12 protein-coding genes and 2 tRNA genes are annotated in these 15328 nt (G+C 33.7%); 6 read left to right on the top strand and 8 right to left on the bottom strand.

Translation table 11 applies throughout. The features are described from left to right. The 3 genes from ccoN to BM024_RS12480 form a co-directional block, all read right to left on the bottom strand. The gene (gene ccoN, locus BM024_RS12470) at positions 1–2184 is read right to left on the bottom strand and encodes a cytochrome-c oxidase, cbb3-type subunit I (protein WP_090680980.1); all 2184 of its coding nucleotides are present in this window, start codon (positions 2182–2184) and stop codon (positions 1–3) included. A gap of 6 nt (positions 2185–2190) precedes the next feature. Then, positions 2191–2397, bottom strand: coding sequence for a cbb3-type cytochrome oxidase assembly protein CcoS (ccoS, locus tag BM024_RS12475; RefSeq protein WP_090680983.1), 207 nt, complete (start codon positions 2395–2397; stop codon positions 2191–2193). A gap of 90 nt (positions 2398–2487) precedes the next feature. Beyond that, positions 2488–4869: a heavy metal translocating P-type ATPase gene (locus tag BM024_RS12480; protein WP_090680986.1), complete on the bottom strand. Its 2382-nt coding sequence runs from the start codon at positions 4867–4869 to the stop codon at positions 2488–2490. 115 nt (positions 4870–4984) lie between these two features. On the opposite strand from BM024_RS12480, the gene BM024_RS12485 reads away from it, so the two are divergent. Genes BM024_RS12485 through BM024_RS12500 form a run of 4 tightly spaced genes read left to right on the top strand, consistent with a single transcriptional unit; the run spans position 4985 to position 8394 of the window. Continuing rightward, entirely contained in the window at positions 4985–5692 is a 708-nt protein-coding gene (locus tag BM024_RS12485) for a Crp/Fnr family transcriptional regulator (RefSeq protein ID WP_090680988.1), read from the top strand. A 45-nt stretch (positions 5693–5737) separates the two neighbouring features. Then, positions 5738–6754 (top strand): DHH family phosphoesterase, encoded by a 1017-nt coding sequence (locus BM024_RS12490; protein ID WP_090680991.1) that lies wholly within the window; start codon positions 5738–5740, stop codon positions 6752–6754. A 1-nt stretch (position 6755) separates the two neighbouring features. Further along, positions 6756–7307: a gliding motility-associated peptidyl-prolyl isomerase GldI gene (gene gldI, locus BM024_RS12495; RefSeq protein WP_090681033.1), complete on the top strand. Its 552-nt coding sequence runs from the start codon at positions 6756–6758 to the stop codon at positions 7305–7307. Positions 7308–7317: 10 nt separating this feature from the next. Continuing rightward, entirely contained in the window at positions 7318–8394 is a 1077-nt protein-coding gene (locus tag BM024_RS12500; protein ID WP_090681036.1) for a peptidylprolyl isomerase, read from the top strand. Positions 8395–8879: 485 nt separating this feature from the next. On the opposite strand, the gene secA is transcribed toward BM024_RS12500, so the two are convergent. From secA to BM024_RS12525, 5 genes are all read right to left on the bottom strand, one after another. Next, positions 8880–12245, bottom strand: a complete 3366-nt coding sequence (gene secA, locus BM024_RS12505; protein ID WP_090680994.1) for a preprotein translocase subunit SecA — start codon at positions 12243–12245, stop codon at positions 8880–8882. An 89-nt stretch (positions 12246–12334) separates the two neighbouring features. Continuing rightward, positions 12335–12556: a DUF2795 domain-containing protein gene (locus BM024_RS12510; protein WP_002986941.1), complete on the bottom strand. Its 222-nt coding sequence runs from the start codon at positions 12554–12556 to the stop codon at positions 12335–12337. Between the two features lie 139 nt (positions 12557–12695). Continuing rightward, complete coding sequence (locus BM024_RS12515; protein ID WP_090680997.1) at positions 12696–13268, bottom strand: cob(I)yrinic acid a,c-diamide adenosyltransferase; 573 nt, start codon at positions 13266–13268, stop codon at positions 12696–12698. 64 nt (positions 13269–13332) lie between these two features. Further along, complete coding sequence (locus BM024_RS12520) at positions 13333–14022, bottom strand: ABC transporter ATP-binding protein (protein WP_090680999.1); 690 nt, start codon at positions 14020–14022, stop codon at positions 13333–13335. Between the two features lie 181 nt (positions 14023–14203). Further along, positions 14204–14710, bottom strand: a complete 507-nt coding sequence (locus tag BM024_RS12525; RefSeq protein ID WP_143077776.1) for a hypothetical protein — start codon at positions 14708–14710, stop codon at positions 14204–14206. Between the two features lie 208 nt (positions 14711–14918). Between BM024_RS12525 and BM024_RS12530 the strand changes: the two genes are divergently transcribed. Both BM024_RS12530 and BM024_RS12535 read left to right on the top strand, forming a co-directional pair. Then, positions 14919–14992: transfer RNA gene (locus BM024_RS12530), tRNA-Arg, on the top strand. Positions 14993–15032: 40 nt separating this feature from the next. After that, positions 15033–15106 (top strand) — tRNA-Arg (locus BM024_RS12535). Positions 15107–15328: the final 222 nt, after the last annotated feature.

Genomic DNA, 15328 nt, shown 5'->3' on the forward strand with positions numbered 1-15328 from the left:
TTACTCATTTGTTTTTACACGGATATCTGTCCCTAATCGTTGCATATAAGCAATCAATGCAGTGATTTCACGTTGACTCATTGGAACAAACTCCTCTCCTTTTACTTGAGCATTTTTCTTGCTTTCCTCATAACTCTTCACAAAGTCAGGATCATTTTCAAGATTCTTCTCTATCTGCTCTGATTGAATTTTAATGCTTTCCCTTGCATTTGCAATATCTTCTTCCGTATAAGGCACCCCTAAAGTAGCCATTACACGCATTTTCTTCTCTATATGAGTATAATCCATTTTCTTGTTGTCAAACAACCACTTATACCCAGGCATAATTGAATTTGGAGAAGTACTTTGCGGGTCATACATATGATTGAAATGCCAATTATCTGAATATTTTCCACCTACTCTAAATAAATCTGGTCCTGTTCGTTTAGACCCCCATAAGAATGGATGATCATATACATACTCTCCAGATTTAGAATACTCTCCATAACGCTCAACTTCCGATCTAAATGGTCTAATCATTTGAGAGTGACACCCTACACAACCTTCACGAATGTATAGATCCCTTCCTTCCAACTCCAATGGAGTATAAGGTTTTACACTCGTAATTGTCGGTATATTAGATTTCACAAAAATGGTTGGTAATATTTGAACTATACCTCCTATTAAGATTGCGATAGTAGTCAAAATAGTGAATTGAACTGGTTTTCTTTCTAACCATGAATGCCATCCTTCTCCTCTTAAACGCTTCGGACTAATTCTCTCCAGATCTGCTGCTTCCGCTAACTCATCTTCAACAGGTTTACCTGCTTTCATAGTTGCTAAAACATTATAAATCAAAGCAAATAACCCAATAATATATAAAGTACCTCCAATAGCTCTCATCCAATACATTGGCATAATAGCTGTTACAGTTTCAAGGAAGTTTCCGTATTTCAAAGTTCCATCTGGGTTAAAATCCTTCCACATTAAGTGTTGATTAAATCCAGCAACATATAATGGAATAGCGTATAAAGCAATACCTAAGGTTCCAATCCAAAAGTGGAAATTAGCTAATGCTTTGGAATACAATTGTGTTTTTGTCATTCTTGGAATCAACCAATACACCATCCCAAAAGTCATAAATCCATTCCAAGCCAATGCTCCAACGTGAACGTGTGCAATAATCCAGTCCGTATAGTGTGCAATAGCATTGACATTTTTCAAAGAAAGCATTGGACCTTCAAAAGTCGCCATACCATAACCCGTTATCGCTACAACAAAGAACTTCAATACTGGATCTACACGAACCTTATCCCATGCCCCACGTAGTGTTAATAAACCATTAATCATCCCACCCCATGAAGGTGCTAATAACATTACAGAGAATACAACACCTAGATTTTGTGCCCATTCTGGTAATGCTGTATATAATAAATGATGAGGACCAGCCCAGATATATAAGAAGATAAGAGACCAAAAATGTATAATAGATAAACGGTAAGAATATACAGGTCTATTAGCAGCTTTCGGTAAAAAGTAATACATCAATCCCAAAAACGGAGTTGTTAGAAAAAATGCCACAGCATTATGCCCATACCACCATTGAACTAGTGCATCTTGAACACCAGCATACGCTGAATACGATTTTAAACCATGAACAGGCAACTCTAAACTATTAAATATATGAAGCACTGCCACTGTTACAAAAGTCGCCAAATAGAACCAAATAGCCACATATATATGACGTTCTCTTCTTTTGACAATAGTCATAATCATATTAATACCAAAAACTACCCAAATAACCGCAATTGCAATATCTATTGGCCATTCTAGCTCTGCATATTCTTTAGAACTCGTAAATCCTAAAGGTAATGTTATCACCGCAGCGATAATTATCAATTGCCATCCCCAAAAGTGAATAGCGCTTAAAACATCACTATACATACGAGCTTTTAGTAAGCGTTGCATAGAATAGTAAATACCTGCAAAAATTGCATTACCCACAAACGCAAATATTACAGCGTTTGTATGTAGAGGACGTAATCTCCCAAAACTCAACCAAGAAATACCATCGGTTAGATTCGGAAAAATAAACATCACTGCTAAAAGCAATCCTACAATCATTCCAATAGCACCAAACAAAATTGAAGCGAAGAGGAATTTTTTTACAATTTTGTTGTCGTAGTAAAATTGTTGCACTTCCATAGTAGTCTATATTTGATTTTCTTTTTTATTTTTTTTCTCACTAACCGACCCTTTTTCCTCTCCATTAACCTTCAACTCATCATCAAAAAGAATTCTTACAGAAGGTGTATAATCATCGTCAAACTGCCCTGCTTTAACCGACCTTATAAATAGGAATAAAAACACAGCAGCAACAAAAACACTAATGCTAATTAACAAATATATTATACTCATACCCTCCTATTAATTATTTACAAATCTACTTTAACCGACTCATATAAGACATGATAAATATCATGTCTTAAAAATATATTATAAAAATCATCAAAGATTTTTACGACCATAATAGTTACTCATAATCGTAACAAAACTTATAATAGTTACTGTACTAATAGGCATTAAAATGGCAGCAACAAGAGGTGATAAATGATTGCTAATCGCAAAAGATATCCCCACCACATTATAAGTCAATGCCATTATATAACTCCTTTTAATAATACCAATCGCACTTTTAGAATATTTCAAAAAAGCAGGAATCTTACTAAATTTCTTTGCATCTAAAATCGCATCACTTGCCGGTGTGAAAACATTTATATTTTCAGACACTGAAACTCCGACATTACTTTGAGCCAATGCTCCTGCATCATTCAACCCATCACCAATCATCATGACATTCTTACCTTGTTGTTGGAGCTTTTCAATGTAACGTAATTTCTCATCGGGTTTTTGATTAAACACAAGAGTTGTTGATTCAGGAAGTAATTCCCTTAAAACCGCTTCTTCTCCATCATTATCTCCAGACAAAACAATCAATCCATATCCCAACTCATCTAAATTACGAAAAATTTTACTTAAATTGTTGCGATAATTATTACTAAACACAAATTTACCTTTCAATACATCACCAATACCTACATAAACAGCTGTTTCATTAACTAAATTTACATTAACAACATTTAAAAATTGGGAAGAACCTAAATTATATTTCTGATTATTCACGATACCAGTCACCCCCGATCCCTTTATCTCTTCAAATAACGTAGGTTTTTCAACCTTACTAACCGGTAAAAATTCATACAACCTTCTACTTAAGGGATGATTGGACCCTCTTACAATATTCTTAATAGCATTTTTCTCTTCGATATTTAAATCTGCTCCTTCATAATAGATTCCAGCTGCTGCGCTACTCGTAATCGTACCTGTCTTATCAAAAACAAGTGTATCTACTTTTGCCATCTGCTCTACAACTATTGTATTCTTTACATAGAACTTTTTTCTCCCCATTATTCTTATAACATTACCCATAGTAAAAGGTGCTGAAAGTGCCAATGCACACGGGCATGCCACGATTAAAATTGCAGTAAAAACATTAAAAGCAACAGCGTAATCGATAAACATCCAGTAAACCAAAGCCAATACAGATATTATTAAAAGTACTGGAGTAAAATAATGACTAATAGAATCGGTAATAGTTTTATATTTAAAATCTACCTTTTTTTGAAAAACATCATTGCTCCACAACTGGGTAAGATAACTTTGTGACACCGTTTTCACAGTTTCAATTTCTATAACTTCTCCTACTTGCTTACCTCCTGCAAAAAGTTTGTCACCTGATTTTTTTTCTACAGGTACTGCTTCACCAGTAACAAAACTGTAGTCCACGAAAGCTTTTGCCGAAATTAAAATAGAATCGACAGGAATTAATTCCTCATTTCTAATCAACAATCTATCTCCTTTAACAACATCATACACTTGAACTGGTTTCTCTCCTCCATCTGCTTCAATTCGGGTAACTGCAATCGGAAAATAAGATTTATAATCTCTTTCAAATGAAAGAAAATTATAAGTTCGCTGTTGAAACAACTTTCCTAATAACATAAAGAACACTAACATACACATACTGTCAAAAAAACCTTGTCCATGACTAAAGACGATATCATAAACACTTCTTATAAACATGACAATAATACCAAGTGACATTGGAATATCAATTGTGTAATTTCCAGTCTTTAAACCATTCCATGCCGCAATATGATAAGGAGAAGCAGAATAAAAAAAGACAGGAAGAGACATTAAAAGAATTAACCATCTAAAAAAATCACGATACTCTATAATCCATAAATCCTCAATATTAAAATACTCAGGAAAAGAAAGCATCATTACATTTCCGAAACTAAAAAACGCTACTCCAATTTTATAAATCAAACTGCGATCTATATTCTTGGGTTTCTCTTCATAATTCTTTAAACTAATATAAGGTGCATATCCAATAGAATCCAAAAGCTCTACTAACTGTTTTAAATTAACTTGGCTAGGATTAAACGTTATACTAACCTTTTTCTCTGGAAAATTAACCAAGGATCGATAAACCCCTAAACTAAGTTTATTCAAATTTTCAAGAATCCATATACAAGAACTACAATGGATGTGTGGAATATATAATGTAGCAATTGCTATTTCAGATTCTTTAAAATCCAAAAGCTTATCAACTATTTCCTCTTTTTCTAAAAAATCATACTTTCTCGTTACAGGATTTGGAGTTGCACCAGGTGCCGTTTCAAAATCATAATATGAAATCAAATCATTTTCGCTAAAAATCTCATATACCGTCTTACATCCATTGCAACAAAACTGCTTATTATCGAATTGAATTCTATTAAAACTAGTTACTTCGTTTCCACAGTGATAACATTTTTTACTTTCCATGTTTGCTCCTTTATACCTATTGCAAATATCTAGATTTACATTGTTATAATATATGACATTTATCATTAAAAACCTTATATTTGTGGCAATTACACCTAACAACACAAAAGTCACTATGAGTAGATGTGAACAATGTATAATACGAGAATTTAGTTCTTTAAAAGCTTTAACAAGAGATGAATTAGCTTTAATCTCAGACACAAAGAATGCTTTTACAGTAGAAAAAGGACAAGTATTATTCAATGAAGGAGAAAATTTAAATGGAGTTTTTTGTATTAAAGAAGGAATCTGCAAACTCAGCAAATTAAGTTCAGGAGGAAAAGACTCCATATTAAAATTAGCGGGCAAAGGTGAACTTTTAGGGCAACGATCCATGATCAATGAAGAATCTTCTAATTTAACAGCTGTTGCAATAGAAGATATGTTGGTATGTTTTATCCCTAAAAAAGAGGTTATGCAGCATTTCAACGACAACAATCAATTCTCTCTCTTAGTAACAAAAGATATCTGTAACCATCTTAAAGATGCAGATATGGTTATTGCTAATCACACACACAGAACCGTAAAGGAACGTTTGGCATTACTCCTATTAAATCTAGAAGAATTAGGAGGTAAAGACCCTGAAACTGGAGTTTTAAATATTGTATTATCTAGAGAAGACATGGCTAATATGTTAGGAACTGCAACAGAAAGCTGTATTCGATTACTGTCTGAATTAAAAAAAGACGATATCATATTTGTATCAGGAAAAAAAATAATTCTGAAGAATCACAAGGCTCTAAGAAATATTGCAGAACATTGCAATCATAACAATCTAAAATAACACCTTACTGTTGAGTAGATAAATAAAATAATGTATTTTCGCATTATGATGAATTCGACAACTATTAAGGAATTAAAAGACCTATTATCTTCTCCAAAAAAGATAATTATTATACCACATAGAAACCCAGACGGAGATGCCATAGGCTCTTCTTTAGGTTTATACCACGTTTTAACAAACCAAGGACATAGCGCCCAGGTTATTTCTCCAAACGATCTTCCAAATTTTTTAAATTGGATGCCAGGAGTTGAAACAATAAAAATATACGAAAAATCGGAACAAGAGTCACAAAAACTCTTATCTGAAGCTGACATAATCTTCACACTTGATTTCAATATTCTATTAAGAACAGGTGACAGGATGGAATCTTTTTTAGAAAAGTTACCACAAGACTTCGTAATGATTGATCATCATCAAATGCCAGGAGACTACGCGAAATTCACTTTCTCAGATCCACAGTATGGCTCAACATGTGAGTTGATGTATGTCGTATTAAATTTATTAATGCTAGCTCCTTACATTGATACTAATGCGGCTACCTGTATTTATACTGGAATAGTAACCGATTCTGGTTCATTTAAATTCCCTAAAACAACAGCGCAAACTCACCGCATAGTTGCTGAATTATTAGACAAAGGAGTGAAAAATGCAGATATTCACAATTACCTATTCGACCACAACAGTTTTAACAAGTTGCAATTGATGGGGAAAGCATTACAGAATATTGTATTAATGCCTAAACAACATACTTCTTACTTATTTCTAACTGAAGAAGATTTATACAAATACAATCATCAAAAAGGAGATACAGAAGGGCTAGTAAATTACGGTCTTTCTATTGACGGAATACATTTAACCGCTTTCTTCATTGAAAGAAAAGAAGAGGGTATTATAAAAATATCTTTCCGCTCTCAAGGAGATGTAGACGTAAATCAATTTGCAAGAAAGTATTTTGAAGGTGGAGGACACATTAATGCTGCAGGTGGAAAATCTCACTTAAGTCTTGAAGAGACAATTGCTAGATTTAAAAAGATTGTAGAAAATGAAAAAATCATTGCTTAACATGAAGACAATAAATTTCTATTTCGTTATTAGCTCGATATGCTTACTCACTCTGTTCTCATGCAAGGAACCAGAAGCAAGACTACCTATTTCTAAGTCTAAGAGTGCTCAGATAAATAAATCAATAGCATTGAATAAAGCTTTAATTGAAGATGAGGAAAGTCTGATTAAAGAATACATAGCAAAAGACACAACAAATCAATATCTAAACTCTTCAAATGGTTTTTGGTATTCATACAAGGAAAGACATCTAGAAGATACTTATCATCCAAAACCAGGTGATTTAGTAACATTTACTTATAGTGTCTCTGACTTACAAGACAAGATAATATATACAGAATCCGAAATAGGAGTCTTAAAATATCTAGTAGACCAAGAAGACCAACTAAAAGGTATACGACACGCTGTTAAACTATTAAAAAAAGGAGAGAAAGCCTCTTTTATCTTTCCTTCACATCTAGCATATGGATATATAGGTGATAAAAATAAGATTGGAAAAAACCAACCAATTATTATGACTATTGCCCTAACATCCATTGAAATCAAAAACTAAAAACTATAAAATGAAAAAAATGACCAGTTTAATTTTAAGTATGGTGGCACTCATAAGTGCCTGCACTTCACCTAAAAGCGATTTGCCAGATGGTTTATATGCAAATATAAAAACCAACAAAGGAGAAATTCTATTACAATTAGAATATGAAAAAACTCCAGTAACAGTAGCAAACTTTGTATCACTAGCAGAAGGAAACAATCCTTTTGTAGATGGTAAACACAAAGGAAAACCTTACTATGATGGATTGAAATTCCACAGAGTTATCAAAGATTTCATGATACAAGGAGGGGATCCAGACGGAACAGGTGCTGGAGGTCCAGGTTACGTTTTTAAAGACGAATTTGACCAGTCACTAACCCACAATAAGCCAGGAGTTCTATCTATGGCAAATAGCGGTCCAACAACTAATGGAAGTCAGTTTTTTATTACACATAAAGAAACACCTTGGTTAGATAATATGCACACTATTTTCGGACACACTATCAAAGGACAAGAAATCGTTGATTCAATTGCTCAAGATGATGTTATGGAAAAAGTATCCATTATCCGAGTTGGAAAAGACGCTAAGAAATTCGATGCTGTAAAAATATTTAAAAACTATTTTGAACAAGAAGCAAAAGATAAAAAAGATGCTGAACAAAATCTTGAAAAAGCACAAAAAAAATACAACGACCTTTTTAGTGAACTAAAAACTAAAGCTACCAAAACAGCTTCTGGACTATCTTATTATATTACAGAAAAAGGAACTGACAAAAAACCTGTTCACGGACAAGACATCAAAGTTGACTACTCTGGATTCTTTGAAAATGGAAAACTTTTCGATTCAAGCAGTGCAGAACTATCTAAGGAATTCAACGTATTCAACCAACAAAGAGCCAACGCAAATCAATATATTCCAATTCCATTTAAATATGGAAGTAAACAAGGTTTAATCCCAGGATTTATTGAAGGTATTGAGCAAATGAACATTGGTGACAAAGCCCTTATTTTTATCCCAGCGCATTTAGCCTATGGAGAAAGAGGAGCAGGAAATGTAATACCACCTAATACAGACTTAGTTTTCGAACTACATATAACAGAATAAAAAGCAACTACAATAATTCTTTTATATTTGAATCACCTTAGAACAACTCTAAGGTGATTTTTTTTACATTTTCGCTTTTTGTGACTCTGCTATTTACCCTACTACCTGCTAACCCATTCGATAAAACAATCTATTACACTGTTTATTGACACTCTGATCTATTTTTAAAGAAACCTACAAGCTCAACAAATCATTTCGAGTCACGACCAGCAATGATTCGTCTCGTTCCTAAAGTGAGATTACGATTCAAGTTCTTTATAACTTACAAGATATTACTCTTTTTCTTCATTATACTTCTTAATCCCCAACCCGTCATTGTGAGCCACAACCCACAATCTCTTAGTCTCATTTCTAAAATAAAAATATGAATCAAATATTTAATGATTGATAAAATATAACCTACAAAAATGAAAAGCATTAAAAAACCGTCTTGAAGCAATTGCTTCAAGACGGTTTTTTAAAAATTTTATAGTAAACTAAAGAAACTATTTTTCTGTTTCCATAATCACCCATTCACCAGATTCTAATAAAGATTCTGCTTTTTTAAATTTCATAGTTTGAGTTTCTCCTGTAGCAAAATTTTTAATCACTACATTATCATTTCTATTGATTTTCGGAGCATCTCTAACAACAGGCTCATGAACTTCTGTAGCTACTGAAACTGATTGCCCAGCTTGTCTGTTTCGTTCAGCAATTTCATCCATATTTAAAACCTCCTCTTTAGAAACTTCATAATTATCATTATGAACCTCTACTGCAGGTGCTTCTTGAACAGGTTGATTTTGAACCGGAAGATCTGCTTTAGTCAAAAATGAAATAACATCTTGATTAATTTCAGCTAGAGTTGTTCTAAACAATTCAAACGCTTCAAATTTATAAATCAATAGTGGATCTTTTTGCTCATGCACCGCCAATTGAACAGACTGTTTTAACTCGTCCATTTTTCTAAGATGCTTCTTCCAAGCTTCATCCAAAATAGCTAGTGTGATGTTCTTCTCAAAATCATCTATTAACGTAGCTCCTTCAGAGTTATATGCTTTTTCAAGATTAGTAACAATGTTAATCGTTTTGATTCCGTCTGTAAAAGGAACTACAATACGCTCAAACTGACTACTATTATTCTCATATACATTTTTAATTACTTTAAATGCCTCTAAAGCAGAACGTTCTCCTTTTTCTTGATATGCTTTATATGCCAGACCATAAGCTTTATCTGTTAAAGTACGTACATCTCCTCTAGAAAATTCATCTTCCGAAATAGGAGCTGTCATTCCAAAATAACGTATAAAATCAAAATCAAAGTTTTTATAGTCAGAAGCAGCTTTATTAGTTTCCACTATACGCTCAATAAAATCATACATCATATTCGCGATATCCACTTTTAGTCTATCTCCGAATAAAGCATGTTTTCTTCTCTTATAAATCACCTCTCTTTGAGCATTCATAACATCATCATATTCCAATAGACGTTTACGAACTCCAAAGTTATTTTCTTCTACTTTCTTTTGAGCCCTTTCAATAGATTTAGTCATCATAGAATGTTGAATAACTTCGCCATCTTTCAAACCAATTCTATCCATAACTTTAGCTACTCTTTCAGAACCAAACAAACGCATTAAGTTATCTTCCAAAGAAACATAGAACTGTGAACTTCCAGGATCCCCTTGACGACCAGCACGTCCACGCAACTGACGGTCTACACGTCTTGAATCATGTCTTTCTGTTCCGATAATAGCCAAACCTCCCGCATCTTTCACTTCTTTTGAAAGCTTAATATCCGTTCCACGACCAGCCATATTTGTTGCAATTGTTACCACACCAGGCTTACCTGCTTCTTCAACAATTTGCGCTTCTTGCTTATGTAATTTCGCATTCAACACATTGTGTTCAATACCTCTCATTTTCAATGATCTACTCAACAACTCAGATATTTCAACTGAAGTCGTACCAATCAATACGGGTCTACCTGCTTGTGAAAGTTCAACAACATCATCAATAACCGCTTTGAATTTTTCACGTACAGTACGATAAATCAAATCTTCCTTATCTTGACGTAGAATTGGACGGTTAGTTGGAATTTCAACAACGTCTAATTTGTAGATTTCCCACAACTCACCAGCTTCAGTAACTGCCGTTCCCGTCATACCGGAAAGCTTGTTATACATTCTAAAGTAGTTTTGCAAAGTGATAGTAGCAAACGTTTGAGTAGCCGCCTCTATTTTCACATTCTCTTTAGCTTCAATAGCCTGGTGTAAACCATCTGAATAACGACGTCCATCCATGATACGTCCTGTTTGCTCATCGACAATCAAAATCTTGTTATCGATTACAACATATTCAGTATCTTTTTCGAAAAGTGCGTATGCCTTCAATAATTGATTTAAAGAGTGAATACGTTCACTTTTTATTCCAAAATCTTGGAACAAACGTTCTTTTGCTTCCGCTTCTTCTTCTTTAGAAAGTTTCTGCGCTTCAATTTTTGTTATTTCAGTTCCGATATCTGGTAAAACAAAGAAGTTTTCATCTGTATCTGTAGATAAGTACTTAATACCATTATCTGTTAACTGTACTTGATTGTTTTTTTCTTCAATTACAAAATAAAGAGCTTCATCTACTTTATGCATCTCGCGATTATTATCTTGCATATAGTGATTCTCTGTTTTTTGCAACAACTGTCTTACACCATCTTCACTCAAGAATTTGATTAAAGCTTTGTTCTTAGGTAGGCTTCGGTAAGCTCTTAGCAATAAGAATCCACCTTCTTTTGTATTACCTTCTTTAATTAGTTTCTTAGCTTCTGCCAAAAAACCATTCGCTAATTTTCTTTGGATTTCAATAAGATTACTAACCTTAGGTTTCAATTCATTGAATTCATGTCTATCACCGTCTGGAACAGGTCCGGAAATAATCAAAGGAGTACGCGCATCATCTACTAATACAGAGTCTACCTCATCGACGATAGCATAGTTATGTTTTCTTTGTACCAACTCTTCTGGAGAGTGAGCCATATTATCTCTTAAATAATCAAAACCGAACTCATTATTTGTTCCATAAGTAATATCTGCCAAATAAGCATTTCTTCTCCCTGGAGAGTTAGGTTGATGATTATCAATACAATCAACTGTCATTCCATGGAACTCAAAAATAGGAGCTTTCCATGTACTATCACGCTTAGCAAGATAGTCATTCACCGTTACCAAGTGAACACCGTTTCCTGTCAAAGCATTTAAATATAAAGGTAGCGTAGCAACTAATGTTTTCCCCTCCCCTGTTTGCATCTCTGCAATCTTACCTTGATGCAATACCATACCACCAATCAACTGAACGTCGTAGTGGATCATATCCCAGGTAACTTGCTTTCCTGCTGCAGACCAAGTATTATCCCAATATGCTTTATCACCCTCAATATTAACATAAGGTTTAAGAGCTGCGAACTCAGCATCTTTTTCCGAAGCTGTCACCTCTACTCTTTCATTATCCTTGAAACGTTTCGCAGTTTCTTTAACAACAGCAAAAGCCTCTGGCAACAAATCCATTAAACATTTTTCAGAAAGCTCATAAGCTTCTTTCTCTAATGTATCAATATCTGAGTAAATAGCCTCTTTTCTATCGATGTCTTGAGTTTTCTCAATTTCTTCACGATAAGAAGCGATTTTCGAATCTTTTTCAGCTCTAGATTCTTTTATTTTTTCTTTAAAGTAGATGGTTTTTGCGCGCAATTCATCGTTCGATAAACCCGAAAAAGCCTGCTCATACGATATTATTTTCTCTACTATTGGCTGTAGCATTTTGACATCTCGCTGAGATTTATCACCCACAAAAGCTTTTAGTATAGTGTTTATGAAATTCATAAATATATAGTTTATAATTTTTTTTTATAGAAAAACAAATGTAAACAAAAAAAAAGCCCCCTAAGAGACTTTTTCTTTATTTATTATTCTTAATATTCATCCTCATTCCAAAGATAATCTTCGTCTGTAGGATAGTCTGGCCAAATTTCCTCCATTGATTCGTAGATCTCTCCTTCATCTTCGATCGACTGAAGGTTTTCAACTACTTCAAGTGGAGCTCCTGTTCTAATTGCATAGTCAATAAGTTCATCTTTGGTAGCAGGCCATGGAGCATCACTTAAATAGGATGCTAATTCTAATGTCCAATACATCTTTTATCGATTTTAATTTAATTGCAAAAATAATTTTAATATTGAAATAATCAAGTATTTTATGTTTTATTTACAAAATTCTCTAAGAACGTTGTAGTAGAGAGGTGTATTTGGAGCAAATTCCTTTAGATTTTCTAATCTATAACTTTTTAGGAATCCACTTCACTTCGTCTGCTTTGAGGTCTAAAGACAACTTCCGTGCCAACACAAAGAGATAATCTGACAGTCTATTCAAATATTTAAGAACATGCTCATCTGTAGGCTCTTGCTCATTTAGAGCAACAGAGAGACGTTCTGCTCTACGACAGACACAACGTGCAATATGACAGAATGACACCGTTGTATGACCTCCTGGCAAGACAAAATGAGTCATTGGAGGCAAAAAAGTCTCCATAGTGTCAATTTCATTTTCTAAGAACTCAATATCCTCCATCTCGATTTTCGGAATATTAAGTCTTTCTTTTCCATTTTTAAGAATCATTTTTTCAGGATCCGTAGCCAAAATAGCACCAAGCGTGAACAAATGATCTTGAATCTTAATCAAAACCTCTTTATACTGCGAATCTATCTCTTGATCTCTAATCAATCCTATATGAGAATTCAACTCATCAACCGTTCCGTAACTTTCAATTCGAATATGATGTTTAGGTACTCTTGTCCCTCCAAATAATGCAGTAGAGCCCTTATCTCCAGTTTTCGTATATACTTTCATTTTTTAAATCTTTATTATATTTTAAAAAGCGTCTCACACAAAATCAGAAACACTGATTTCAATTTTATTTTATTCTCTCATCACTTTCGATAACCCCATCTCTCAACCGAATAATACGATGAGCATGAGCTGCAATATCTTCTTCATGTGTAACTAATATCACCGTATTCCCATTGGCATGAATTTCATCGAAAAGATTCATGATTTCAACAGAAGTTTTGGAATCCAAGTTTCCCGTTGGCTCATCAGCTAATATAATAGAAGGTTTATTTACCAATGCTCTTGCAACTGCCACACGTTGACGTTGCCCTCCTGACAATTGATTTGGATGATGATCCATTCTATCTCCTAAGCCAACTTGTTTCAACACTTCCGTAGCCCTCTCATTGCGCTCCGTCTTATTGAACCCAGCATACACCATTGGCAAAGCTACATTGTCCAAAGCAGTCGTTCTAGGCAATAAATTAAATGTTTGAAAAACAAAACCTATTTCCCTATTGCGAATAGTAGCTAACTCATCATCCTCCATCTTACTAACATCTTTCCCATTCAAGATATACGTTCCTGAAGTTGGAGTATCCAAACAACCCAGCAAATTCATCAAAGTAGACTTTCCAGATCCAGAAGGTCCCATCAAAGCAACATAATCCCCTTTGTCGATTTGCAAATCCACTCCCTTTAAAACATATACTGTTTCAGAGCCCAATGGAAAGTTTCTTTTAATGTCCTTAATATCAATTATAGTCTGTTTCATAAATAGTTTGCTATTGGTTCAAATAAACAAAAAATGTTTTAATTATTAGTAGCCCTAATCCTTTAAAAGTTACAGTCCAAACCAACTTAACCTCTATTCCTTTTTTTATTCCTCAAAAACATTTGAATTTCAAGAAATAAAACTTTAGTAAAAGAATAAAAATATAAAAGTACTCTAGGACTTATAGCCTAATAAGAAAATGTTGTTTTAATTGTTCTTTTCTAACAAACGCAAGTCCAAAAAAATAAAAATCCACACTTAAAGAAACAGTATCACTATCGACTATTATCTCCCACAACTTTTTGGTAGAATTTAAACGCGCCCTTTTATCCATTAAAACAAACGCATCGTTCTTCATCTTTGAAAGACAAGACACCAATACCTTTTTATTTAGCTGAGTATTTTCATCTATAAAAAAAACATCAACCTTATCGCAATTCTCAGAATCCCAAGGTACATAATTTGAATTAGCCAAAAACGTATAAGTTTTTTCTTTTGGGGAAGAGGACATTATTAGTTTAGGCTGGAAATAGCTTAGAACACGTTCTACAAAAACATCCTTCCTTTTTTTATCATTCCATAGTCGATTTCGAGAATATAGCCCTTTGGTAATTAGTGAAAATAAAAAAGGAGAATGCACACCATGTTCATTCGTGGATTTCAATAAAAAGCGTATATAATCAATCATACCTATCATTTTGCTATTTTGAAAAACACAAAAATACATTCTTTAAACCAAAACGACGAAAACAATTTCATTATACAATATTTTATTCAATTACAAAAACCTATATACGAAACAGTTAGATACTATAAACGAAGTTATCTTATATTTTCAATCATATAGTTTTGTATTTTAATAATATCGTTTTATATTTGCACTCGCATTAAGCAACGGCGATGTGGCGCAACTGAATAGCGCATCTGATTACGGCTCAGAAGGTTGCAGGTTTGAATCCTGCCATCGTCACAACAGTTCGAATTTACTGTAAAAAAATTCAAAATTTATCGGCGATGTGGCGCAACTGAATAGCGCATCTGATTACGGCTCAGAAGGTTGCAGGTTTGAATCCTGCCATCGTCACAAAAAAGCTCTAACGAAAGTTAGGGCTTTTTTTATTCACTATTGCGAACCAAGTTCACTTGAGTGAGCAAACTAGGGATTAGTTGCAAAAGTCAAGGGATAAGCAAAACAATAGTCTTCCATATCTATTGTGGCAGATATTTCTAATTTTAGAAACAATCATTTTTCTTATTTGAGTCCATAACGATTCATATTCCTTTTCAAAACCAGTAGCAGATCCCT

Origin of the sequence: Myroides guanonis, assembly GCF_900114085.1 — a bacterium.
Lineage (GTDB): Bacteria > Bacteroidota > Bacteroidia > Flavobacteriales > Flavobacteriaceae > Flavobacterium > Flavobacterium guanonis.